The organism is Streptomyces kryoterrae, assembly GCF_054072135.1.
This window is the reverse complement of sequence record NZ_CM133358.1, coordinates 8,736,580-8,760,457: the sequence shown is the minus strand read 5'-3', so window position 1 is coordinate 8,760,457 and position 23,878 is coordinate 8,736,580. Positions and strand designations below refer to the sequence as shown.

Below are 23,878 nucleotides of genomic sequence, written 5' to 3'. Positions count from 1 at the left end.
GCCAGTAGAATCCGTGCACGTGACCGCCGCACCCGCAAAGCCCCGCATCCCGAACGTCCTCGCCGGACGTTACGCCTCCGCCGAGCTCGCCACGCTCTGGTCGCCCGAGCAGAAGGTGAGGCTGGAGCGCCGGCTCTGGCTCGCCGTGCTGCGGGCCCAGAAGGACCTCGGTATCGAGGTGCCCGACGCCGCCCTCACCGACTACGAGCGGGTCATCGACACCGTCGACCTGGCGTCCATCGCCGAGCGCGAGAAGGTCACCCGGCACGATGTGAAGGCGCGGATCGAGGAGTTCAACGACCTCGCCGGGCACGAGCACGTCCACAAGGGCATGACCTCCCGCGACCTCACCGAGAACGTGGAGCAGCTGCAGATCCGGCTCTCGCTGGAGCTGGTGCGCGACCGTACGGTGGCCGTGCTGGCGCGGCTCGGGAAGCTCGCGGGTGAGTACGGCGAGCTGGTCATGGCCGGCCGCTCGCACAACGTGGCCGCGCAGGCCACCACCCTCGGCAAGCGGTTCGCGACCGCCGCCGACGAGCTGCTCGTCGCGTACGCCCGGGTCGAGGAACTGCTCGGGCGGTATCCGCTGCGCGGCATCAAGGGTCCCGTGGGCACCGCCCAGGACATGCTCGACCTGCTCGGCGGCGACGCGGCCAAGCTCGCCGAGCTGGAGCAGCGGATCGCCGGTCACCTGGGCTTCTCCACCGCCTTCACCTCCGTCGGCCAGGTCTACCCGCGTTCGCTCGACTACGAGGTCGTCACCGCGCTGGTGCAGCTGGCCGCCGCGCCCTCGTCGACCGCCAAGACGATCCGGCTGATGGCCGGGCACGAGCTGGTGACCGAGGGCTTCAAGCCCGGCCAGGTCGGCTCGTCCGCGATGCCGCACAAGATGAACACCCGTTCCTGCGAGCGCGTCAACGGGCTCATGGTGATCCTGCGCGGCTACGCCTCGATGACGGGCGAGCTGGCGGGCGACCAGTGGAACGAGGGTGACGTGTCCTGCTCGGTGGTGCGCAGGGTGGCCCTCCCCGACGCGTTCTTCGCCCTCGACGGTCTGCTGGAGACCTTCCTGACGGTCCTCGACGAGTTCGGCGCCTTCCCGGCCGTCGTCGCGCGCGAGCTGGACCGCTACCTCCCCTTCCTCGCCACCACCAAGGTGCTGATGGGCGCGGTGCGCGCTGGTGTCGGGCGTGAGGTCGCGCACGAGGCCATCAAGGAGAACGCCGTCGCCTCCGCGCTCGCCATGCGCGAGCAGGGCACCGAGCGCAACGAGCTTCTCGACAAGCTCGCCGCCGACGAGCGCATCCCGCTGGACCGCGCTCAGCTCGACGCGCTGATGGCCGACAAGCTGTCGTTCACGGGCGCCGCCGCAGACCAGGTCGCCGCCGTGGTCGCGCGGATCGAGGAGATCGCCAAGCAGCACCCCGAGGCCGCGGCCTACACCCCCGGAGCGATCCTCTGACCCGCTTCACCCAGGCCGAACTGGAGGCCGCCCGCGACCGTCTCGTACCGGACGTCGTCGCGGACGGCCTCCACGTCCTGTTCTGCGGCATCAACCCCGGCCTGATGACAGCGGCTACGGGCCATCACTTCGCCCGCCCCGGCAACCGCTTCTGGCCCGTCCTCCACCTCTCCGGGTTCACTCCGCGACTCCTGAAGCCCGCCGAACAGGGCGAGTTGCTCGCGTACGGGCTCGGCATCACGAACGTCGTCGCGCGGGCGACCGCCCGGGCCGACGAACTGTCCGCCGAGGAGTACCGCGAAGGCGGCCGGCTGCTGGCCGCGAAGGTGACACGGCTGCGGCCCCGCTGGCTGGCCGTGGTGGGCGTGACGGCGTACCGGGCCGCGTTCGACGACCGCAGGGCCCAGGTGGGCCCGCAGGAGCGGCTGATCGGGGACTCGCGCGTGTGGGTACTGCCCAACCCGAGCGGTCTCAACGCGCACTGGACAGCGGCGACCATGGCCGAGGAGTTCGGACGGCTGCGGGAGGCGGCTTCATAGGTCCCGTGCCACGTGCGCATACGGCCGTCACGCGTCCCGGTGTCGTACGGTCCACGCGCCCGCCAGCAGCGCGGCGGCCGCCCACAGTGCGGTCACCCCGAGGCCGGTCCAGGGACCCAGTGAGCCGTCCCAGGTCTGGTGGAGCACCACCTGGCCCGCCTTGTCCGGCAGGAAGTCGGCGACGGTGCCCGAGACGCCGCCGACCACGAACGAGACGATGAGCAGGAACGGGACCAGGATGCTCAGCGTGGCGACTCCGCTGCGCAGCAGGGCGGTCAGGCCGGCCGCGAGCAGGGCCATCAGCGTGAGGTAGAGGCCGCAGCCGAGCACCCCCCGCAGGCCTTCGGCCCAGGTCAGGCCGTTCGCGTCGGCGCCGAGGACCGCCTTTCCGACGGCCAGGCTCACTCCCCCGGCGACCAGTCCGACGGTCACGACAGGGAGGGCGATCGCGGCCGTCTTGGCCAGGAACCAGCGCCCCCGGCGGGGCACCGCGGCCAGCGTGGCGCGCAGGCCGCCGCCATGGAACTCGGACGACACCGCCGTGGCGCCGAAGGCAACTGCCGCGATCTGCCCGAAGCTGATGCCGGAGAACGCCGCGAACAGCGGGTCGAAGTCCGCCTCGCCGGCGCCGGAGTCGAGCCCGGCGAGCGCCGAGAACAGCCCCGTGACGAGGACGACCGCGCCCAGCGCCCCGAGCAGCGACCGCAGGGTACGGATCTTGATCAACTCAGCGTGGAGTACGGGTACGAAGGACATGCTCAGGCCTCCTGGGACCGCTGGGACTGCTGGGGCTTCAGGGCGGGCGCTGTGGCCGGAATCGTGGTGAACTCGGTGTCCGACGCCGTCAGGTCCAGGTAGGCCTGCTCCAACGTGCCCTCGTCGGCAGCCAGTTCGAGGACGGTCAGGCCTGCGGCGGAGGTGAGCCGGCCGATGTGCTCCACGCGCGCGTACTCCACGGTCCAGTGGCCGTCGGGGCCGTCGTCGTGCGCGGCGGCCTCGTAACCGTGCTCTGCCAGCAGTCGGCGGAGGGCCGCGCCGTCCGGGGTGCGCACACGCACGCGTGGCCGTACGCGCGCGTCGATGAACTCGCGCATCGGGGTGTCGGCGAGCAGTCGTCCTCGGCCGAGGACGACGAGGTGGTCGGCGAAGGACGCGGTCTCGTTCATGAGGTGGCTGGAGACCAGGACCGTACGGCCCTCCTGGGCCAGCCGGCGCAGCAACCCGCGGATCCAGACGATGCCTTCGGGGTCGAGGCCGTTCGACGGCTCGTCGAGCATCACCACCTCGGGGTCACCGAGGAGCGCAGCCGCGATGCCGAGCCGCTGGCGCATGCCCAGGGAGTACGTCTTCACCCGGCGGCGCGCCACGGAGGCGAGCCCTGTCTCGGCCAGCACCTCGTCGACCCGGCGGTCCGGGATGCGGTTGCCCACCGCGAGCGCCCGGAGGTGGTCGCGGGCGGTACGGGAGCCATGGGCGGCCTGGGCATCAAGCAGGGCGCCGACCGTGCGGAGGGGCTCGCGGAGGGTGGCGTAGGCCTGGCCGCCGACGGTGGCGGTGCCGTGGGTCGGCCGGTCCAGGCCGAGCACAAGCCGCATGGTGGTGGACTTTCCGGCGCCGTTGGGGCCGAGGAATCCGGTGACTCGGCCGGGCCGGACGCTGAAGGTGAGGTGGTCGACGGCTCGTACGGTGCCGTGCTCCTTGGAGAGGTCATGGACGTCGATGCTGGTCATGGCAGCAGCCTGGCGGGACGGGCGGTGACGGGCCTCCCCCGCCGGTGGAGGCCGTATCCCCCGTCCGGGGGAGGCCCGTTGTCAGTGGCGGCTGTCACGATGTCGCCATGGCCCGCTTTCTGCGCCCGCTGCTGCGGGGGACGACGTACACCCGCTTGCTGCACCTGTGGGTGCCGATGCTCCTCGTGAGCGTGTGGATGTTCATCGACATGTCGAGCCCGTGGATGCCCGCGGCGATCCTGCTGCCGGTCGGGCTGATTCCGGCCGTGCGGCTGGGCGAGGGGGTGCAGGCGCGGCTGCTGCTGACGCCGGGCGAGCGCGAGTCGGCCATCTCCGTGGCGCCGTCGGCAAGTTGGCGGGACCGGCTGCGGACGGTGCTGTGGCTGGAGGTGCGGATGGCGCTGGGGGCGGTGGCGATGGGCGCCAGTGTCTGGCTGCCGGTGACCTCCGTCGACCTGGTCCGGGCCGCCACCGGGTACTTCGCCGGCGACAACCCGTTCCTGCCGGCCTCGCAGCCGCCCTGGGTGTACGCCCTGCTCGCACCGCTGCCGCTGATCGCCTTCTACGGTGTGGTGGTCGGACTGGGCGAGCTGGTCACCGCCGCCGCGCGCAGCCTGCTGGGCCCCTCTCCGTCCGAGCGGCTCGCCGCGCTGGAGGAGCGCACGGAGCAACTTCTGGAGCGCAGCCGCATAGCCCGCGAACTGCACGACTCCATAGGGCACGCGCTCACGGTGGCGGTGGTCCAGGCGGGCGCCGCCCGGGCGGCCGGCGACCCGGAGTTCACCGACCGCGCCCTGGGCGCCATCGAGGAGACCGGCCGGGCCGCCCTGGAGGACCTCGAGCGGGTGCTGGGCGTGCTGCGCGAGTCGGACCGCCCCGCGAGCAGCCGCCCCGCCCTGACCGAGGCCGGCCGCCTCCTGGATTCCGCACGCGCCTCGGGGTCGAAGGTCGACGCCGAACTGACCGGCCCGCTGGACGCTCTGCCGGGTCCGGTGTCCCGCGAGGGCTACCGGATCCTCCAGGAGTCGCTCACCAACGTGCTGCGGCACGCGGGTCCGGTCCCGGTGCGGGTCCGGGTGGCGTTCGCCGACGGCACGCTGGTGCTCGACGTCCGCAATCCGACGGCCGCCGCGATACCGGGTCCGGGCCGGGGCAGCAACGGCCTGCGCGGGATACGGGAACGGGCGGCGCTGCTGGGCGGGCGGGCGTGGACGGGCGTGGAGGTGGGGGCGGCGGGCGAGTGGCGGGTACGCGTCGAACTGCCGGTCGGGGACGGCCGGGTGAGGCCGGGAGCCCGTCTCGGCGGACCCGACGCAAGGGCCAAGAGGCTGCCACGGAGCGGACGACAACGACCGGGTGCGGCCCTCGGTGCCGGGAGAAGCGGCTGACCGGCCACGCGCCCTCCCCCGGCCCCGCCGCTCCTCCGCGTCCGGCGCCGCGCATGCGGTTGATCTACGCTGCCCGGATGCCCATAACCGTGCTCCTGGTCGACGACGAGCCCCTCGTACGGGCCGGTCTGCGGGTCGTGTTGGAGGCTCAGCCCGATATCGAGGTCGTCGGGGAGGCCGCTGACGGGGCCGCCGTCATACCGTTGGTCAGGCAGTTGCGGCCGGACGTCGTCGCCATGGATGTGCGGATGCCCTTGATGGACGGCATCGAGGCCACGCGCGCGCTGCTGCGGACCGTGGCGGAGCCGCCGAAGATCCTGGTGGTGACGACGTTCGAGAACGACGAGTACGTGTACGAGGCGCTGCGGGCCGGTGCCGACGGGTTTCTGCTCAAGCGGGCCCGGCCGGCCGAGATCGTGCACGCGGTGCGCCTGGTCGCCGAGGGCGAGTCGTTGCTGTTCCCGGCCTCGGTACGGCGGTTGGCGGCCGAGTACGGGGAGGAGGGTGGCGGGAATCGGGCCGCCCGGGCCGTTCTGGAGCGGGCGCGGCTGACCGAGCGCGAGGCGGAGGTGCTGCGGCTGATGGCCCGGGGACTGTCCAACGCCGAGATCGCCGCCCGGCTGGTCGTCGGGACCGAGACCGTGAAGTCGCACGTCAGTGCCGTGCTGGCGAAACTGGGGGCCCGGGATCGCACGCAGGCGGTCATCGTGGCGTACGAGTCCGGGTTCGTGGCGCCCGGATGATCCCGGCCCGTCGGACAGGTCGGAGGTGTCCGGCTCTCGCACGGGTGCTCCGCGCCGAGTACGATCCGCCCCACACGCGCACGAGCTGGGAGGACGTACGTTGGGGCAGCTGACCGGTGGGGATCCCTCGCTGCTGCGAAGGATCAACTCCGCGGTGGTGCTGCACGCGCTGCGTGCCACGGACTGCGCGACACTGACCGAGATCACCCGGGTGACAGGGCTGTCCCGGCCGACCGTCGAGGGCGTCGTCGAGGGGCTCATCGAGGCCGGGCTCGTCGTAGAGAAGGCCGCCGACGAGAGCGTCGCCCGGCGGCAGGGGCGGCCCGCGCGGCGGTTCCGGTTCCGGGCGGAGGCCGGACATCTGCTGGGGCTGGAGATCGGTTCCCACCGCGTCGCCGCGCTGCTGTCCGACCTCGACGGGCGGCTGCTGGGGTCGATCTCGAAGGACGTCGACGAGGCGGCACCCGCGGACGAGCGGCTGGAGCGGCTGCGCTCCGCGGTCGCCGAGCTGCTGCGCCGGGCCGGCGTGGCCCGTGACTCCCTGCGGGCCGTGGGCGTGGCCTCGCCCGGGATCGTGGAGGCCGACGGGGTCGTACGGCTGTGCACCGCGCTGCCCGAGTGGACCGGGCTGCGGCTCGGTGAACGGCTCAGCCGGTCCTTCAAGTGCCCTGTGCTCGTCGAGAACGACGCCAACGCGGCTGCCGTCGCCGAGCACTGGAAGGGCGCGGCGGTCGACTCCGACGACGTGGTGTTCGTGCTGGCCGGGCTGAGTCCGGGCGCCGGTTCACTGATCGGCGGGCGGCTGCACCGGGGGTTCGGCGGGGCGGCCGGGGAGATCGGCGCGCTGCATCTGCTGGGCCGCGAGGCGACCCCGGAGGCGCTGCTTTCGACCCCGGGCGAGCCGTTGCACCCGCTCGACGAGGTGGCGGTCGCCGGGGTGTTCGCTCGCGCCCGCGAGGGTGACGAGCAGGCCCGCGCGGCCGTCGACCGCTTCATCCAGCGGCTGGTCCACGACGTGGCCGCGCTCGTCCTGGCCCTCGACCCCGAGCTGGTCGTCGTCGGCGGCTGGGCGGCGGGGCTGGACGGCGTACTGGAACCCCTGCGCGACGAGCTGGCCCGCTACTGTCTGCGCCCGCCCGGCGTGGCCCTGTCGCTCCTCGGCGAGGCGGCCGTGGCGACGGGCGCGCTGCGGCTGGCCCTCGACCATGTCGACGAGCAGCTGTTCGCGGTGGAGAGCACGGTGACGGCCCGCCGCTGAGCGCTCGCGGGACGTGCGGTGGGGGAAATGCCGTTGGGGAACGCGCGGGTCCGTCGTGGCTGGGCGCGCCCGAGAACGCCCGATGCCCCGAGGCTGAAGCGCTCCGGGGCATCAGGGTCGCTGTACGAGGGTCAGGACGCGTGGCGTTCCGGGCCGTGGTGTATCTCCACTCCCCCGGTGTCGCCGAAGGTCAACCGGCACGTGTCAGCGCGATAGGTCGCCACGGAGAGTGCGGCCGTGCGGCCCCGGGTGAAGAAGCGGGTCGTGACGACGAGGACGGGGGCCCCGGGGAGGCGGTCCAGCTCCTTGGCGTCGTCCGCGCGGGCCGAGCCGAGTTCCACGGAACGGTCCTGGCCCTCCAGCTCCAGGCGCTGGAGTTCGCGCAGCACCGCACGCGCGCGTGCCGCTCCGGACGGGGCGTCTATCGCCGACAGGTCGGGTACCGAGGCGGCCGGGACGTAGAGCAGCTCGGCGGCGACCGGCTGGCCGTGCGAGACGCGCGAGCGACGCACGGTGTGGACGGCCTCGTCCCGGCCGGTCTCCAGGGCGGCGGCCACGGACCCGGCCGGTACGGTCAGCGCGCTGTCCACGGCCTGCCAGGCGTCGTCCTGCGCGCCCGGCCACACGTGCTGGGCCGTGCCGACGGGGACGCCCATGCGCGGCGGGGCGACGGTCGTCCCGACACCGCGCCGGCGCTGGAGCCGGCCTTCGAGTTCGAGCTGCTCCAGCGCCTGACGGAGTGTGGCACGGGCGACACCGAAGCGGGCCGCGAGGTCACGCTCGTTCGGCAGGATCTCCCCCACCGTGAACTCGGAGTCCAGTGCCTCACTGAGCACGGTCTTCAGATGCCAGTACTTCGGCTCCGGCACCGTTTCCAACTGCGTGGTCCCCACCCTGTCCTCCGCAATCGCCGTGGTCCAGCGGCGTTTTGGCGCCCTTGTTTATTAAAGGTTGTTGCACTTTCCTGCGACCATAGGGCGGCCCTGAGGCTTGGTCAAGACCAATCAGCCTTCCTGAGGAAGGGTCAGGGAGCGCACCTTGTCCGGGTTGCGGATGATGTACACACACTGGATACGGCCGTCCGCCACATCCATCTGGAACACGGCGTCGGGCTTGCCGCCGTCCAGGACCAGCACGGCGAAGCCGCCGTTGACCTCCAGGTAGCGGAACGACGCGTCGACGAGGCCCTTGCCCGCTGTGCCGATGACGAAGCGGCCCACATGGTCGGCCGACTCCAGGATCCGGCGCGGCGCCCGCGCCAGGCCGCCGCTGTCGGCGACGAGGCAGACGTCCGGGGCGAGCAGTTCCATGAGGCCCGCGAGATCGCCCTGTTCCGCGGCGACGAGGAACCGTTCGGTCAGGTCACGGCGCTGGGCCGGGTCGACCTCGTAGCGCGGGCGGCGTTCGTCGACGTGCCGGCGGGCGCGTCCGGCGAGCTGCCGCACCGCCGGTTCGGTGCGGTCGAGCATCGCGGCGATCTCCGTGAACGGGTACGCGAAGGCCTCCCGGAGGACGAACACCGCGCGCTCCAGCGGCGAGAGGGACTCCATCACGACCATGACCGCGAGGGACACGGTGTCGGCGAGCACGGCCCGTTCGGCCGCGTCCGGAACGGTCCCTGCGGCGCCGGTGAGTTCGGTGAGGTACGGCTCGGGCAGCCACGGGCCGACGTATGTCTCGCCACGTGCCCTCACCTGGCGCAGCCGGTCGATGGCGAGCCGGGTCGTGACGCGCACGAGATAGCCGCGCGGTTCGCGTACGTCGGTCCGGTCTGCGGCGGACCAGCGCAGCCAGGCGTCCTGGACGACGTCCTCGGCGTCGGCCACCCGGCCGAGCATGCGGTAGGCGACGCCCATCAGGACGGGCCGGTGCTCTTCGAAGACGTCGTTCACGGTGTCGGCGGTCACGGCCCCATCCCAACCCGGCACCGAGCGTGATGTCCAGCGCATTGTCGGCCGCCGCCCACCGGGGGCTACCGGCCAGTATTAATTGCTGACAAGCTGTCTACGCAGTGCCCGAGGACACCCACGCAGACGTGTACGACCGTGTACGACGAGGAGCAGCCCCATGTCCGCCACCGTCACCTTCGAGGTCCCCTCTCCGTACGATCCGGCGGCCGAGCCCAGGACCGTGACCCTGTCGTACGCGCGCGTGGGCGCCGGCGAACCGCTTCTGCTGCTGCACGGCATCGGACACCACCGGCAGGCCTGGGACCCGGTGATCGACATCCTGGCCACCGAGCGCGACGTGATCGCCGTCGATCTTCCCGGATTCGGCGCGTCCCCGGCGCTGCCGGACGGTCTCGCCCACGACCTGCCGACGATGACGGCTGTCTTCGCCGCCCTGTGCGAGGCGCTGGAGCTGGACCGGCCGCATGTGGCGGGCAACTCGCTGGGCGGTCTGCTGGCCCTGGAACTCGGGCGCGAGAAGCGCGTGCGGTCCGTCACCACGCTTTCCCCGGCGGGGTTCTGGTCGCAGGCCGAACGGCGGTACGCGTTCGGAATGCTGCTCGCGATGAGGCGAGCCGCGCGGAGCATGCCGGTGCCCCTGGTCGAGCGGCTGTCGCGCTCCGCGGCGGGGCGGAGCGTCCTGATGAGCACCATCTACGCCCGTCCCGGCCGCCGTTCACCCGAGGCCGTCGTCGCCGAGACACTCGCCCTGGCGAACGCCCAGCGGTTCACGGAGACCCTCAGGGCCGGCCGCGACATCCGCTTCACGGACGACATCCCGGGCGTCCCGGTCACCGTGGCGTGGGGCACCCGCGACCTCCTGCTCGTGCGCCGCCAGGGTGTCCGCGCCAAGCAGATCATCCCCAAGGCCCGCCTGATCCGGCTCCCCGGCTGCGGCCACGTCCCGATGAACGACGATCCGGCACTGGTCGCCCGGGTACTCCTCGACGGCAGCCGCTGACCGGCGTACGAGGGCCAACGCGCCAGATCCCAGGGCGACTCCGACGCCGACAAGGGCGCTCCCGGCGGCCTGCGCGGCGCCGTGGGAGCCCGTGCCGACGGTTCCTGGAGCGGGCGGCGGCGGCCGGGATCGCGGTACGGCCGCCGGCGGACTTCGCGCACGCGCCTGTGCGAGGCGGGGGCCTGCGGCTGGTGCTGGGGTACGCGCGGTTGTCGCCCGCGCGGATCGGGGCGGGGGTGCGGCTGATGGCGGGGGCTCTCGCTTCCTGACGCCCCCCTTCCGATGCCTTCGGCCCCTGCCGTTGGCTCGCAGAGCGGTTCCCATGTCCCCGGCGGCAGTTGTTCATGTGTGGTTTGCGTGGGCGCTGCGGTGTCCCCGTAGTTGTGGCTGTGCACACTCGCCGGATCCTGTCCCCGGAGGCACGCCCCATGTCAGCTTCTCCCCTGCCCGGTCGTCGCAGCGTGCTGCGCGGTTCGCTCGCCGCTTCGGCGGCCCTGACCCTGCCCGCCGCCGTCGGTGCGGCGGCGCCCGCGTTCGCCCTGTCCGGGCGGCCGAAGGCCGGGTGGGGCGTCCAGACGGGCGACGTCACCGCCGACTCCGGGCTGGTGTGGGTACGCTCCGACCGGCCGGCCCGGATGGTCGTCGAGACGTCCGCCACCGAGTCGTTCCGCAACCCCCGGCGCTGGCACGGTCCCCTGCTCGGCACCGGCACCGACTTCACCGGTACGACCCGGCTGCGCGGACTGCCGCCGGGCGAGCAGATCCACTACCGCGTGCTGCTCGCCGACCCGGACGACCCGCGCCGCACCGGTGAGCCGGTGACCGGCACCTTCCGTACGGCACCGGTGCGGCGGCGCGACGGGGTGCGGTTCCTGTGGTCGGGGGACCTGGCGGGGCAGGGCTGGGGCATCAACCCGGAGCTCGGCGGCTACCGGATCTACGACGCGATGGGGAAGCTCGACCCCGACTTCTTCCTGTGCAGCGGCGACAACATCTACGCCGACGGTCCGATCGCCGCGACCGCCGCGCTGCCCGACGGCAGCACCTGGCGGAACATCACGACCGAGGAGAAGTCGAAGGTCGCCGAGACGCTCGCCGAGTTCCGCGGCAACTTCCGTTACAACCTGCTCGACGAGAACCTCCGGCGGTTCAACGCCCAGGTCCCGTCGGTCATCCAGTGGGACGACCACGAGGTGCGCAACAACTGGTATCCGGGGGAGCGGGTTCTCGACTCGGACACCCGTTACACCGAGAAGAGCGTCGACGTCCTCGCCGGCCGGGCCCGGCGGGCCTTCAGCGAGTACTTCCCGGTCTCCACGCTCCGGCCGGGCGCCCGGGACGGGCGCGTGTACCGCGTGCTGCACCAGGGGCCGCTGCTCGACGTGTTCGTCCTCGACATGCGGACGTACCGCAACGCCAACTCCCCCGACGACCAGACCGTCGACCCGCAGGGCATCCTCGGCGCCGAGCAGCTGGAGTGGCTCAAGCGGGAACTGTCCTGCTCGCGTGCCGTGTGGAAGGTGATCGCCGCCGACATGCCGCTGGGCCTGGTCGTGCCGGACGCCACCGAGGGCAAGGCCAACATCGAGGCCGTCGCGCAGGGCGACCCGGGCGCGCCGCTCGGGCGTGAGCTGCAGATCGCCGAGCTGCTCCGGTACATCAAGCACCGGCGGATCACCGGCACGCTCTGGCTGACCGCCGACGTCCACCACACCTCGGCCCAGCACTACCAGCCCTCGCGGGCCGCCTTCACCGACTTCGAGCCGTTCTGGGAGTTCGTGTCGGGCCCGCTGAACGCCGGGGCGTTCCCCGCCAGCGCGCTCGACGGTACGTTCGGTCCGGAGCGGGTCTTCGTGAAGGCGCCGACCGCGGCGAACGTCTCACCCGCCGGCGGCTACCAGTTCTTCGGCGAGGTCGACATCGACGGCGACAGCGGGGAACTGACGGTACGGCTGCGCGAGCAGGATGGGACCGTGCTGTTCACGAAGGTGCTGCAGCCGGGACGGGTGGGGCAGTAGGGACGCATACGACATTAACGGTAAAAAAGTAAACCAAAGGGGCGGAATGCAACTTAACCCTTCGGTCACAGTCCGTTCGTGATCACGCAACACCGTTGGCCCATGGTGGCTGCATGACTCGAAACGTATGTGAGAAAACCTCCGCGGCGGACAGCCGCCCGGTACGTCAGTGGCGGCGGGACGTCGTCGAACTCGCCGCACTGCTGCGCACATGGTGGGCAAGCCGCCACGGTCACGCACCGCCGGACGACAACGATGCCGAGACCGGCATCGACACCGGCGCGAGCGTGCTGTGGCGGATGCGGACGACGGTGCAGGACCAGCCCGGGTCGCTCGCCGCGCTGTGCACAGCACTCGCCGAGCGGCGTATCGACATCCTCAGCCTGCAGACGCATCCGCTGGCCCGGGGCACGGTCGACGAGTTCCTGCTGCGCGCCCCCGGTGACCTCGCCGCCGCCGAGATCTCCGGGTCGGTGTCCCGGGCGGGCGGCGCCGGGACGTGGATCGAGCGGGCCGACGCCCACGATCTCGTCGACGCGCCGACCCGGGTGCTGGGCCTGGCCACCCGTACGGCCCTGGACGCGGCCGAACTGCCGCTCGCGCTGCGCCAGTTGCTCGGGCGGTGCACGATCCGTTCGCTGCCCGGCGGTGACTCGGCGGCGCGCGAGGGCGTGCCGGCCGAGGGCGCCCTGGAGGAGACGGACACGGTGATGCGGCTGCGCGCGCCGGAAGGCGGAGTGATCACCGTGGAGCGGCCGTATCTGCCGTTCACCCCGACCGAGTTCGCGCGGGCGCGGGCCCTGGTGGAGCTGGACGCGCGGCTCGGTCCCCGCGTCCCGCACGGCCAGGACGTGCTGACGCTGCCGCGGGGCAACGCCATCACCGTACGGCGCGCCGACGCGGGCGACCTGGACGCGGCGAAGGCCATGCACGAGCGCTGCTCACCGCGCACCCTCTCGCTCCGCTACCACGGCCCGATGGGCGACGCCGACCGGTACCTGGGCCATCTGCTCAGCCCGCGCTACGGCCGCACACTGGCCGTACAGACGGCGTCGGGGCGGGTGGTCGGCCTCGGTCACCTCCTCTGGGACGGCGACGAGACCGAGATCGCGCTGCTCGTCGAGGACGAGTGGCAGCGGCGCGGCATCGGCGGCGAGCTCCTGCGCCGGCTGGTGTCGATGGCGCGCGAGGCGAACTGCGAGCACGTGTACGCCGTCACGCAGTCCTCCAACACCGGCATGGTCGCCGCGATGCGCGCCCTCGGTCTGCCCCTCGACTACCAGATCGAGGAGGGCACCCTCGTCATCACGGCCCGCCTGGACGCGAACCCGGTCGCGTCGCCGAGGACGTACGACCACAGCGCGCGGGACTGATCCCGTACTGGTCCCGTACTGATCGCGCTCAGGACCGGCCCGGCGGCCTCCGCCGGGCCGGTCGCGCGTTCCGGCGCGAATCGACGTGACGCAGCCAGTCGTCGCATACGAGGATGGCGGCATGTCAGACATCAAGAACCCGCTGCCCCGAGAGGTCGCCGACGCATATGTCGACGACCTCATCGCCCTCGACCCGGTCACCGGTACGTATCTCGGCGTGAAGGAGAGTTCGAGCCGGCTCCCGGACACCTCGCCCGCCGGTCAGGAGGCCCTGGCGGAGCTGGCGCGGACGACGCTGGCCCGGCTGGACGAGGCCGAGCGCCGGCCCGGCGCGGACAGTGACATCGAGCGGCGCTGCGGACGCCTGCTGCGCGAGCGGCTCACCGCCGAACTCGCCGTGCACGAGGCCGGCGAGGGCCTGTGCGCCGTCGGCAACATGCACACGGCCGCGCACTCGGTGCGCGAGGTGTTCACCGTGACGCCGACGGAGACGGACGAGGACTGGACGGCGGTCGCGGAGCGGCTGCGCGCGGTTCCGGCCGCGCTGCGGGGCTACCGGGAGAGCCTGACCCTGGGCCTGGAGCGCGAGCTGTACGCGGGTCCGCGCCCCACCGCCACCTTCGTCGGGCAGCTCGGCGAGTGGTCCGACCTGGAGGGCAAGGGCGTCGGCTGGTTCACGGACTTCGTGTCGGCCGGCCCCGGGGCGCTGCGCACCGAACTGGACGAGGCGGCCGGGGTCGCGGACGCGGCCGTCGTCGAACTGCGGGACTGGATACGGGACGTGTACACGCCGGCCGTCGAGGGCAAGCCGAACACGGTGGGGCGTGAGCGGTACGCGCGCTGGTCCCGCTACTGGAACGGCACGGATCTGGACCTGGACGAGGCGTACGCGTACGGCTGGGCCGAGTACCACCGTCTCCTCGGTGAGATGAAGCGGGAGGCCGAGAACATCCTGCCCGGCGCGGCGACACCGTGGGTGGCGCTGGCGCATCTCGACGAGCACGGCAAGCACATCGAGGGCGTCGACGAGGTCCGCGAGTGGCTCCAGGGCCTGATGGACCAGGCGATCGAGGCGCTGGACGGCACGCACTTCGAACTCGCCGAGCGGGTGAAGAGGGTGGAGTCCCGCATCGCGCCGCCCGGCAGCGCGGCGGCGCCTTACTACATGGCCCCGTCGGAGGACTTCTCCCGCCCCGGGACCACCTGGCTGCCGACGATGGGCCAGACCCGCTTCCCCGTGTACGACCTGGTCTCGACCTGGTACCACGAGGGTGTCCCCGGCCACCACCTCCAGCTCGCGCAGTGGGCGCACGTCGCCGAGAACCTCTCCCGCTACCAGGCCACCGTCGGCGGCGTCAGCGCCAACTGCGAGGGCTGGGCGCTGTACGCGGAGCGCCTCATGGACGAGCTGGGCTATCTCACGGACGCGGAGCAGCGCCTCGGCTACCTCGACGCGCAGATGATGCGGGCGGCCCGGGTCATCGTCGACATCGGCATGCACGCGGAACTGGAGATCCCGGCGGACTCCCCGTTCCACCCGGGCGAGTGCTGGACCCCGGAACTGGCGCAGGAGTTCTTCGGCGCTCACAGCAGCCGCCCCGCGGACTTCGTGGAGAGCGAACTGACGCGCTATCTGACCATCCCCGGCCAGGCGATCGGCTACAAGCTGGGCGAGCGGGCCTGGCTGCTGGGCCGGGAGAACGCCCAGCGCCGCCACGGCGACGCCTTCGACGCGAAGGCCTGGCACATGGCCGCGCTCTCACAGGGCTCACTGGGACTGGACGACCTGGTGGACGAGCTCTCCCAGCTGTGAGGCAGCCCCGCTGAGAGCAACTCGGCGGCGGGGCAAGGGGGGTTGTGGGGCCGGGAGTTCGGGGCGACACCCCGCTCCCCGCCCCTGTCCTCACGTCGGTCCGTCAGCCGCCGCAGCGGCACGAGGCCCAGGCATGCATCCGGCCCGGCTGGCCGTAGGGCACCGACGCTCGTGCGGGACTGCGGTCCGCGTCTGTTTCAGCAGCCGCAGTCCGACGCGTCGACCGGGGCCGTCAGCGCGTCGGTGGCGCGGCGCTCCCGTCCCTCCCACGTCTCGAACTCGAAGCCCTCACGCACCCAGTACTCGAAGCCGCCGAGCATCTCCTTGACCTGGTAGCCGAGTTGGGCGAGGGCGAGGGCCGCACGGGTCGCCCCGTTGCAGCCGGGACCCCAGCAGTACGTCACCACCGGGACGGACCTGTCGAGCAGCCCGGCGGCCTGTTCGGGGATCAGGGCCGTCGGCAGGTGGAGGGCGCCGGGGATGCGGCCCTGGTCCCAGGACTCGGTGGAACGCGAGTCGACGACCACGAAACCGGGGTCACCGTCGGCCGCGAGTGCGGCGGCCACGTCGGACACGTCGGCGTGGAAGGCGAGGCTCGCGGCGAAGTGGGCGGCGGCCTCGCCCGGGGAGGCGGGTGCGACGCGCAGGACGGGGTTGACGACGGGCGTGCTGACGCTCATGGGCTGCTGGCCTTTCCCTGGTGGGAGCCCGGGCCGGGACTCCCTGGCCAGAAATCTATGGCCGACGGTCACCTCACCTGAAGGTGTGATTCACGGGCTTCCGCTTGTTCAGCCGGGGATTCCCCTGCTATTCCTCGGGTATGAGCACGTTTTCCCCGGACGCCACCGACTGGCGCATCCTCGATGTCCTCCAGCGCGACGGCCGCGCCACTTTCGCCGAGCTGGCGCGCGCCGTCGCGATGTCCCCGAGCGCGGTCACCGAGCGGGTGCGGCGGCTGGAGGAGGCCGGTGTCATCCAGGGGTACTCGGCGGTCGTCGACCCGGAGCGGCTCGGCCTGCCGATCCTCGCCTTCGTCCGGCTCAGATACCCGAACGGCAACTACAAGCCGTTCCACGACCTGGTCGCCGTGACGCCCGAGATCCTGGAGACGCATCACGTGACGGGCGACGACTGCTTCGTCATCAAGGTCGTCGCGCGTTCGATGCGGCATCTGGAGGAGGTGTCGGGGAAGATCGGCGCGCTGGGTTCGGTGACCACCAGCGTCGTCTACTCCTCGCCGCTCCCCCGCCGCGCCGTCGGCCAGTGAGTGCCGGGCGCCGCCGACCGGTCCTGCCAGCGTCCTACTCGCCGCCCCGCTGGCGCACCACCGATCCCGATCTCCCCTTCACCACTTCCAGCTGGGCGTGGATCCGCCGCCGCAGGTCGGGCACATGGCTGACGATGCCGACGCTGCGGTCACGCTCGCGCAGCGAGTCGAGGACGTCGAGGACCTCGTCCAGCGTCTGGTCGTCGAGGCTGCCGAAGCCCTCGTCGATGAAGAGGGTGTCGAGGCGGACCCCGCCGGCCTCGTCCGTGACGACGTCCGCGAGACCGAGGGCGAGGGCGAGCGAGGCGAAGAACGTCTCGCCGCCGGACAGCGTCGCCGTGTCCCGCTCGCGGCCGGTCCAGGCGTCCACGACATGCAGCCCGAGGCCGCTGCGGCCCCGTCCGGCCCGGTCGTCGGAGTGGACCAGGGTGTAGCGCCCGGACGACATACGCCGCAGCCGTGCCGTCGCGGCGGCGGCCACCTGTTCCAGACGGGCCGCGAGGACGTACGACTCCAGCCGCATCCTGCGTTCGTTGTCGGCCGAGGTGCCCGCTGTGAGGGTGGCGAGGCGGGCCACCCGGTCGTGGGCGGCCCGCAGCGGCGCGAGCCGGCGCACGGCGGTGGCCGAGCGGGCGGACAGACGATCGAGTTCGATGCAGCGGCTCGCGGCGGCGTCGCGCACGGAGGCGGCCTCCCGCAGCCGCCGGGCCGCGGCCGAGGCCGCTTGTTCCGCGCCCGCGAGGTCGGCGGGCGGCTGTTGTGCGGCGGCCACGGTGTCGGGCTCGGCGAGGGCGGCCCGTACGGCGGCCTCCTCGGACTGCCAGTCGTCCAGCCGCCGTTGGAGTGTGCGGTGGGCCGCGTCGTCCAGGAGGGCGTCCGCCGCCGCGCGTGGGGTGTCGAACCCGGCGCGGTAGGCGGCGTCGGCGAGGCGGGCGTCGGCGTCCTTGAGTCGCTGGGCGGTGTCCTCGGCGGCGCGCACGGCCTCCGCTGTCCCGGTGAGCAGCGCGGCCTGTCGTTCCAGCTGCGCGGCCCGCACGGCGACGCTTTCGGCGCCACCTCGGGCCTGCGCCAACTCCTCTTCCAGCGTGGTCCGTTCGCGGTCGAGGGTGTCCCGGCGGGCGACCCGGGACGCCGTCCTGAGTGCCGCCTCCTGCTGGGCGGCGCTGCGGCGCTCGCGCTCCCGCTCGGCCCGGCGCAGCTCCTCGTGCGCGGAGTGCAGCCCGGAGGCACCCCGCCGGGCCTCCTCGTACCGCTGCTCCAACTCCTCAGCCTGTTCGGCGAGTTGCTCGGTGGGCGCGTCTCCGGCCTCGGCGGTGGCTGCCGCCAGCGCCTCGCGTACGACGCCCAGTAGGCGTTCGTCCTCGGCGCGCCGCTCGTCGGCCCGCTGGTAGGCGGCCAGCGCCCGTTCCTCCGCCTCGCGGTCGACGTGCCCGGCGATCTTCCGTGCGGGCGCCGGGTGTTCGGTGGCCCCGCAGACGGCGCAGGGTTCGCCGTCGCTGAGGTTGGCGGCCAGTTCGGCGGCGATGCCGTTCAGGCGCTGTTCCTTGAGGTCGAGCCAGTGCGCCTTCGCCTCGGTGGCACGCTCGCGCGCGGCCAGTACGCGTGCCTGCGCCTCGTCCGTGTCCCGGGCGAAGGTGTCACGCTGGCGGGCGGCCCTGAGCCGGTTCTGAGCGGGTTCCCGCTGGACGGCGAGCTGTTCGGCCCTGGTGGCTGCTTCCTGGGCCGACTCGATCCGGGTCTGGAGGCCCGCCCTTGTGGCCTCCCAGTCGCCGAGCCAGTTCTCGGCGTCATGCAGGACGTCCTCGTCGGCGCGCTCCTGACGGTCCAGTCCGGCACGCTCGGCGACGAGTCGGCCCAGCCGCTGTTCGGCGCGGCGGGCGGATTCGAGGCCGCCCAGTTCCTCGGCGGCCCGGCGTGCGGCGGCGGCCAGTCCACCGGCGCCGGCGTCCGCGAAGGTGTCCGGCAGCAGGGCACGCGCGCGCGTCTCCTCGTCGGCCGCGCGCCGGTGCTCGGCCTCGGCCGCCACCCGCAGCTCCAGCGCGGGCGCCACGGCCTCGGCCTTGCGGGCCCGCTCCATCCGCAGCCGGTCCTCCCGGTGGGCGTCCGCCCGCTCCTCCAGCCGCCCGGCCCGCTCCCGCGCCTCGGCGAACCGGCGCTGCAGCCGCGCCGCTTCACGTACGTCGGCCAGCGCGCCGTCGGCCGCGACCTGCGCGGACTCGGCGGCGGCGCGGGCGCAGTGGGCGATGGTGAGCAGCTCCCGCGCGGTGCAGCGGGCGATCGCGGCGGCGCCCATGATGGCCTCGGCCAGCCCCGGTTGCCCCGGCGTGAGGCCGGGCAGCTCCATGGCGTCACCTGCGGCCTGGTGCATGCGGTGGGCGTCGGCCAGCAACTCCGTGTCCCCGTCGCGTACTTCGGCCTCGGCGGCGCGCCGGCGATCCGCGAGGCGCTTCTCGACCTCGGCGAAGCGGTGGGTGTCGAAGAGGCGGCCGAGCAGCTTGCCGCGGGCCTCGGCGTCGGCGCGCAGGAAGCGGGCGAAGTCGCCCTGGGGCAGCAGCACGACCTGGCAGAACTGCTCGCGGCTCATCCCGAGCAGCTGGGTGACCTCCTCGCCGATCTCCTGGTGGGAGCGGCTGAGGTCCTTCCAGGCACCGGCCGAGGCGTCGTACTCGCGCAGCCAGCTCTGGGCCTTGTCCAGTGTCGTGCCCGCGCCGCGCTTCTTGGGGCGCTCCCAGGGCGGCTGCCGGGTGAGCTCCAACCGGCGTCCGTCGACGGCGAGTTCGAGGGTGACCTCGGTGCGGGTGCCGGGCTCGGCGTGGTCGCTGCGCAGCGAGCCGCCCTGGCGGGCGCCGGGCACCGAGCCGTACAGCGCGTAGCAGACGGCGTCCAGGACGGAGGTCTTGCCCGCGCCCGTCGGACCGTGCAGGAGGAAGAGCCCAGCGGCGGACAGCTCGCCGAAGTCGACCTGCTGGGTGCCTCCGAAGGGCCCGAAGGCCGTGATGTCCAGCCGGTGCAGCCTCACCGGGCGCCCTCCGTCCGCGAGTCCGTACGGCGCCGCTCGCCTCGGGCGCGGCCGGCCGGGGCGAGGCCCGTGCCGATTCGCTCGCGAGCTACCTCCCGGCGGCCCCCTGGCCTGCCGACCTGACCGGGCGTTGCCCGGCAGCTACCGCCACTGCCTCCGTGCCCCGCGCTCCATGCCGGACAGCGGCTACCCATAGCGTGACCCGTGGCCATCCACCCACGGATACCGGCCCGGCGACTCCCGAGCCTACCGAGCCGCCCGCGCACTGCCCGGCGACTCCCGAGCCCACCGAGCCGCCCGGGCATCGCACGGCAGCAACCACCGCTCCCGCCGCACCCGCGCCCCACCGTCCACCCCGGATTCAACGCGTCCCCTCCCGTACCGTCTCGTCGGCCCGCACCGCGTCGAACGCGTCCCGCAGGACGCCCCGTTCGTGCTCGTCGGCTCCCGCGCCCCGCACATGCAGGACGAAGTCCTCCGCGATCTCCTGGTCGCCGCGCCCCGCCAGGCGCCGTGCGTACGTCACGTCCGGGTCCCCGGGTGGCCGCTCCGGATCGAAGGTGAGGCTGAGGGTATGCGGGAACCGTTCCGCGAGCCGGGCCATGGGGTCGGCCGGGCGCACCGCGTCGGTGAGCGTGGCCTCGACCCACGCGTCCTCGTGGCGGGCCAGGTCCGGATCGGCGAGCAGTTCCTCCAGCGCCCCCCGGATACGGGCGAGCGAGCGCGGCACCGGGCAGTCGACGCGCTCCGCCGTGACCGAGCCGTCGCCCGCCAGATCGACCAGCCACATGCTCTTTCGGTGGTCGGCCTCCGAGAAGGAGTACGGCAGCGGGGAACCCGAGTAGCGCACGCGCCCGGTGATGGTCTGGCAGCCGTGCAGATGGCCCAGCGCCACATAGTCGACGCCGTCGAACACCCCGGAGGGCACGGCGGCGACCCCTCCGACGGTGATGTCCCGCTCACTGTCGCTGGCCTCCCCGCCCGTGACGAAGGCATGGGCGAGGACGACGGAACGGGTGCCCTCCGCGCGCGTGGCGAGGTCGGCGCGGACCCGGTCCATGGCGGCGGCGAGGACGCTCTCGTGGCTCGCCTTCTCCACCCCGAACTCGTCCTTCACGAGGGCCGGTTCGAGATAGGGCAGGCCGTAGAAGGCGACATCACCCCACTCGTCACGGAGGACCACCGGCGTCCCGGTGGCCGACGGGGCGGTGCGCAGATGGATGCCGGCGCGGTCGATGAGCCCGGCGCCGACGCCCAGGCGGCGGGCCGAGTCGTGGTTGCCGGAGATCATCACCGTCGGCACACCGAGGCCGGCGAGCCGGTGCAGGGCGTCGTCGAAGAGCTCGACGGCGGCCAGCGGGGGAACCGCCCGGTCGTACACATCACCCGACACGACCACCGCGTCGACCTCGCGCTCGCGCGCGACGGTGACGAGGTGGCCGATGAACCCGGCCTGCGCTCCGAGCATGTTCACCCGGTGGAAGGAGCGGCCGAGATGCCAGTCGGACGTGTGCAGCAGTCTCATGATCCCCGAAACTAACAGTCGGCTCTGACATCACGGGTGGTTACTCCCGTATCGGCCCGATGTGCGGCCCCCGAGGGCATCGCGGCACTCATGCTTCCCCGTACGCCTCTCCCCCGAGTGCGAACCCGGCGGTCCCCGCCGTCGCGTCCGCCAGCCAGGCCCGGAAGGCGTCCACATCGGCGTCCGGCAGCCCGATCTCGATCGTGACGGCCTCGCCGTAGCGCACATCACGTACTTCGCGCCCGGTGGACCTCAGGTCGTTCTGGACCTTGCCTGCCCGCTGGTGGTCGACGGTCACCGTGGCCAGCCGGAAACGGCGGCGGGTGCGGGTGCCGAGCACGTCGAGAGCTTCGCCGACCGCTCCCCCGTACGCCCGGATCAGGCCGCCCGCGCCCAGTTTGACGCCGCCGTAGTAGCGGGTGACGACGGCGACGACGTACCGCATGTCGCGTCGCAGCAGCATCTGGAGCATGGGCACTCCGGCGGTGCCGCCCGGTTCGCCGTCGTCGCTCGCCCGCTGGACGGAGGCGTCGGCGCCGATGACGTACGCGAAGCAGTTGTGGGTGGCGTCGGCGTGCTCCTTGCGGACGGCGGCGACGAACTCCTGGGCCTCCTGTTCGGTGGCCGCGGGGGCGAGGGCGCACAGGAAGCGGGAGCGGTTGACCTCGGTCTCGTGCACGCCCGCGTGGGCCACTGTGCGGTACTCGTCCGGCATCCGGCCACCCTATGCGCAGCCTGGCGCCCCGCCGGGGGTACGGGTGCCGACATGATGGATACTCGCTCCTCGTTGCCCAGCGGCGACGCACCAGACCGACGATCGCAAGGAGAGCACCGGATGACCGGCGCCCAGGTGGAGAGCACGGAGAGCGCCGGACCCGCGCCCTCCGGCACCGCGCCCCGCTGGCGGGCCTGGCTGCTGGAGGGGCTCAGCGAGCAGTCGGCCCGGCATCCGGGACCGCACGCCACTCCGGCCGAGGACCACCGGGGCCACAGCTGGTGGCGGGTCATGTGCCTCACGGGCGTCGACTACTTCTCGACGCTGGGATACCAGCCGGGCATCGCCGCCCTCGCGGCCGGCCTCCTCTCGCCGCTCGCCACGCTCGTGCTGATCGCGCTGACACTGCTGGGCGCGCTGCCGGTCTACCGCCGGGTCGCGCGGGAGAGTCCGCACGGCGAGGGGTCGATCGCCATGCTGGAGCGGCTGCTGCCCTGGTGGTCGGGGAAGATCTTCGTGCTGGTGCTGCTCGGTTTCGCGGCGACGGACTTCATGATCACGATCACCCTGTCGGCGGCGGACGCCTCCGCGCATGTCGTGGAGAATCCCTTCGCCCCGCACTGGACGCACGGCGGGAACGTGTGGATCACGCTCCTCCTCGTCCTCGGTCTTGGCGCGGTGTTCCTCAAGGGCTTCAAGGAGGCCATGGGCATCGCCGTGGTCCTCGTGGGCGCCTATCTCACCCTCAACCTCGTCGTCCTCGCCGTCTCCGCCTGGGAGGTGTTCAGCCACCCCGGCAGGGTCGGCGACTGGACGGACGCGATGACCGCGGAGCACTCCTCGCCGCTGGCGATGATCGGCGTGGCGCTGCTCGTCTTCCCGAAGCTGGCGCTCGGCATGTCCGGCTTCGAGACGGGCGTGGCGGTGATGCCGCAGGTCGAGGGGGACCCGACGGACACGTACGAGCGGCCCGAGGGGCGGATCCGGGAGACCCGCAAGCTGCTCACCACGGCCGCCGTGATCATGAGCTGCTTCCTGCTGCTGTCCAGTCTGGCGACGACGATCCTGATCCCGCAGTCCGCCTTCGAGAGCGGTGGCCCGGCGAACGGGCGCGCACTCGCCTATCTCGCGCACGAGCACCTCGGCGAGGCCTTCGGCACGGTCTACGACATCTCGACGATCGCGATCCTCTGGTTCGCGGGCGCCTCCGCGCTGGCCGGCCTGCTGAACCTCGTACCGCGCTATCTGCCGCGCTACGGCATGGCGCCCGAATGGACGCGTGCCGTCCGGCCGTTGGTGCTGGTGTTCATGGCGGCGGCCGTGTTCATCACGCTCTGGTTCAACGCGAACGTCGACGACCAGAGCGGCGCGTACGCGACCGGTGTGCTGGTGCTGATGCTGTCCGCGTCGTTCGCGTCGGCGGTCGCCGTGCACAAGCGCGGTCATCGGGCGGCCACGATCGGCTTCGGCGCGATCACCGCGGTGTTCGCCTACACCCTGGTCACGAACGTGATCGAGCGGCCCGACGGCATCAAGATCGCGACGATCTTCATCCTGGCGATCCTCGTCACGTCGTTCGCGTCCCGCGTGCGCCGCGCCTTCGAACTGCGGGCCGCGCAAGTGACGTTCGACGAGACGGCGGCCCGCATCATCGACGAGGCGGCAGTCGGCGGTCCGCTTCTCCTGATCGCCAACGAGCCCCAGGAGCACAGCACTCGGGAGTACCGGGCCAAGGAGTACAGCCAGCGCGAGCAGACCCACATCCCGGACGGCCGTCCCGTGCTGTTCCTGGAGGTGTTCGTGCGGGACTCCTCCGACTTCACGGCCGACCTCGCCGTGCGGGGCGACGAGAAGCACGGCGCGCGCCGGCTGCGGGTGGAGGGCGCGACCGTGCCGAACACCATCGCGGCGGTGCTGATGCAGCTGCGCGACCGCACCGGCCAGGTCCCGCACGCCTACTTCAACTGGACCGAGGGCAACCCCTTCAGCCACCTGGTCCGCTTCCTGATCTTCGGCCACGGCGAGGTCGCCCCGGTCACGCGCGAGGTGCTCCGCCGCGCCGAACCGGACCTGGACCGCCGCCCACGCGTGCACGTGGGGTAGCCGGACCGGTACGGC

19 protein-coding genes are annotated in these 23,878 nt (G+C 72.7%); 11 read left to right on the top strand and 8 right to left on the bottom strand.

Annotated features, from left to right (window positions below; genetic code table 11):
• Nucleotides 1-19: 19 nt before the first annotated feature.
• Together purB and mug are read left to right on the top strand one after the other, a co-directional pair.
• The gene (gene purB / locus ACW4TU_RS38985) at nt 20-1,462 is read left to right on the top strand and encodes an adenylosuccinate lyase (protein WP_457421232.1); all 1,443 of its coding nucleotides are present in this window, start codon (nt 20-22) and stop codon (nt 1,460-1,462) included.
• The gene (mug, locus tag ACW4TU_RS38980; protein WP_457430539.1) at nt 1,459-2,001 is read left to right on the top strand and encodes a G/U mismatch-specific DNA glycosylase; all 543 of its coding nucleotides are present in this window, start codon (nt 1,459-1,461) and stop codon (nt 1,999-2,001) included. The genes purB and mug overlap by 4 nt, the downstream gene beginning before the upstream one ends.
• A gap of 27 nt (nt 2,002-2,028) precedes the next feature.
• Here the strand turns inward: mug and ACW4TU_RS38975 are convergent, their stop codons facing one another.
• Nucleotides 2,029-2,757: an ABC transporter permease gene (locus ACW4TU_RS38975; RefSeq protein WP_457421230.1), complete on the bottom strand. Its 729-nt coding sequence runs from the start codon at nt 2,755-2,757 to the stop codon at nt 2,029-2,031.
• Between the two features lie 2 nt (nt 2,758-2,759).
• Nucleotides 2,760-3,731 carry an ATP-binding cassette domain-containing protein gene (locus tag ACW4TU_RS38970; RefSeq protein ID WP_457421228.1) on the bottom strand — a complete coding sequence of 324 codons (972 nt, stop codon included), beginning with the start codon at nt 3,729-3,731 and terminating at the stop codon, nt 2,760-2,762.
• Nucleotides 3,732-3,838: 107 nt separating this feature from the next.
• Here ACW4TU_RS38970 and ACW4TU_RS38965 point away from each other — a divergent pair, with 107 nt between their 5' ends.
• From ACW4TU_RS38965 to ACW4TU_RS38955, 3 genes are all read left to right on the top strand, one after another.
• Nucleotides 3,839-5,119 (top strand): sensor histidine kinase, encoded by a 1,281-nt coding sequence (locus ACW4TU_RS38965; RefSeq protein WP_457421226.1) that lies wholly within the window; start codon nt 3,839-3,841, stop codon nt 5,117-5,119.
• A 77-nt stretch (nt 5,120-5,196) separates the two neighbouring features.
• Nucleotides 5,197-5,862 (top strand): response regulator transcription factor, encoded by a 666-nt coding sequence (locus ACW4TU_RS38960; RefSeq protein ID WP_457421224.1) that lies wholly within the window; start codon nt 5,197-5,199, stop codon nt 5,860-5,862.
• Nucleotides 5,863-5,962: 100 nt separating this feature from the next.
• The gene (locus ACW4TU_RS38955) at nt 5,963-7,120 is read left to right on the top strand and encodes an ROK family transcriptional regulator (protein ID WP_457421222.1); all 1,158 of its coding nucleotides are present in this window, start codon (nt 5,963-5,965) and stop codon (nt 7,118-7,120) included.
• Nucleotides 7,121-7,251: 131 nt separating this feature from the next.
• Here the strand turns inward: ACW4TU_RS38955 and ACW4TU_RS38950 are convergent, their stop codons facing one another.
• Entirely contained in the window at nt 7,252-8,013 is a 762-nt protein-coding gene (locus ACW4TU_RS38950) for a GntR family transcriptional regulator (RefSeq protein ID WP_457421220.1), read from the bottom strand.
• Between the two features lie 111 nt (nt 8,014-8,124).
• Nucleotides 8,125-9,027 carry an RNA polymerase sigma factor SigJ gene (sigJ, locus tag ACW4TU_RS38945; RefSeq protein ID WP_457421218.1) on the bottom strand — a complete coding sequence of 301 codons (903 nt, stop codon included), beginning with the start codon at nt 9,025-9,027 and terminating at the stop codon, nt 8,125-8,127.
• A gap of 160 nt (nt 9,028-9,187) precedes the next feature.
• Between sigJ and ACW4TU_RS38940 the strand changes: the two genes are divergently transcribed.
• The 4 genes from ACW4TU_RS38940 (at nt 9,188) to ACW4TU_RS38925 (ending at nt 15,234) form a co-directional block, all read left to right on the top strand.
• Entirely contained in the window at nt 9,188-10,030 is an 843-nt protein-coding gene (locus ACW4TU_RS38940; RefSeq protein WP_457421216.1) for an alpha/beta fold hydrolase, read from the top strand.
• Between the two features lie 428 nt (nt 10,031-10,458).
• Nucleotides 10,459-12,048 carry an alkaline phosphatase D family protein gene (locus ACW4TU_RS38935; RefSeq protein ID WP_457421214.1) on the top strand — a complete coding sequence of 530 codons (1,590 nt, stop codon included), beginning with the start codon at nt 10,459-10,461 and terminating at the stop codon, nt 12,046-12,048.
• 113 nt (nt 12,049-12,161) lie between these two features.
• Nucleotides 12,162-13,421: a GNAT family N-acetyltransferase gene (locus tag ACW4TU_RS38930; protein WP_457421212.1), complete on the top strand. Its 1,260-nt coding sequence runs from the start codon at nt 12,162-12,164 to the stop codon at nt 13,419-13,421.
• 121 nt (nt 13,422-13,542) lie between these two features.
• Nucleotides 13,543-15,234, top strand: a complete 1,692-nt coding sequence (locus tag ACW4TU_RS38925; RefSeq protein ID WP_457421210.1) for a DUF885 domain-containing protein — start codon at nt 13,543-13,545, stop codon at nt 15,232-15,234.
• Between the two features lie 197 nt (nt 15,235-15,431).
• Here ACW4TU_RS38925 and ACW4TU_RS38920 read toward each other — a convergent pair whose 3' ends face one another.
• A complete protein-coding gene (locus ACW4TU_RS38920) occupies nt 15,432-15,914 on the bottom strand; it encodes a rhodanese-like domain-containing protein (RefSeq protein WP_457421208.1) in 483 nt (160 codons plus the stop codon).
• Nucleotides 15,915-16,054: 140 nt separating this feature from the next.
• On the opposite strand from ACW4TU_RS38920, the gene ACW4TU_RS38915 reads away from it, so the two are divergent.
• Nucleotides 16,055-16,501 (top strand): Lrp/AsnC family transcriptional regulator, encoded by a 447-nt coding sequence (locus ACW4TU_RS38915; protein WP_164412408.1) that lies wholly within the window; start codon nt 16,055-16,057, stop codon nt 16,499-16,501.
• A 34-nt stretch (nt 16,502-16,535) separates the two neighbouring features.
• Here ACW4TU_RS38915 and ACW4TU_RS38910 read toward each other — a convergent pair whose 3' ends face one another.
• From ACW4TU_RS38910 to ACW4TU_RS38900, 3 genes are all read right to left on the bottom strand, one after another.
• On the bottom strand, nt 16,536-19,520 hold the full coding sequence (locus tag ACW4TU_RS38910; protein WP_457421206.1) for an AAA family ATPase: 2,985 nt from the start codon (nt 19,518-19,520) through the stop codon (nt 16,536-16,538).
• 361 nt (nt 19,521-19,881) lie between these two features.
• Entirely contained in the window at nt 19,882-21,045 is a 1,164-nt protein-coding gene (locus ACW4TU_RS38905; RefSeq protein WP_457421204.1) for an exonuclease SbcCD subunit D, read from the bottom strand.
• A gap of 88 nt (nt 21,046-21,133) precedes the next feature.
• On the bottom strand, nt 21,134-21,760 hold the full coding sequence (locus ACW4TU_RS38900) for a YigZ family protein (protein ID WP_457421202.1): 627 nt from the start codon (nt 21,758-21,760) through the stop codon (nt 21,134-21,136).
• A gap of 120 nt (nt 21,761-21,880) precedes the next feature.
• On the opposite strand from ACW4TU_RS38900, the gene ACW4TU_RS38895 reads away from it, so the two are divergent.
• Nucleotides 21,881-23,863, top strand: coding sequence for an APC family permease (locus ACW4TU_RS38895; RefSeq protein WP_457421200.1), 1,983 nt, complete (start codon nt 21,881-21,883; stop codon nt 23,861-23,863).
• Nucleotides 23,864-23,878 lie beyond the last annotated feature (15 nt).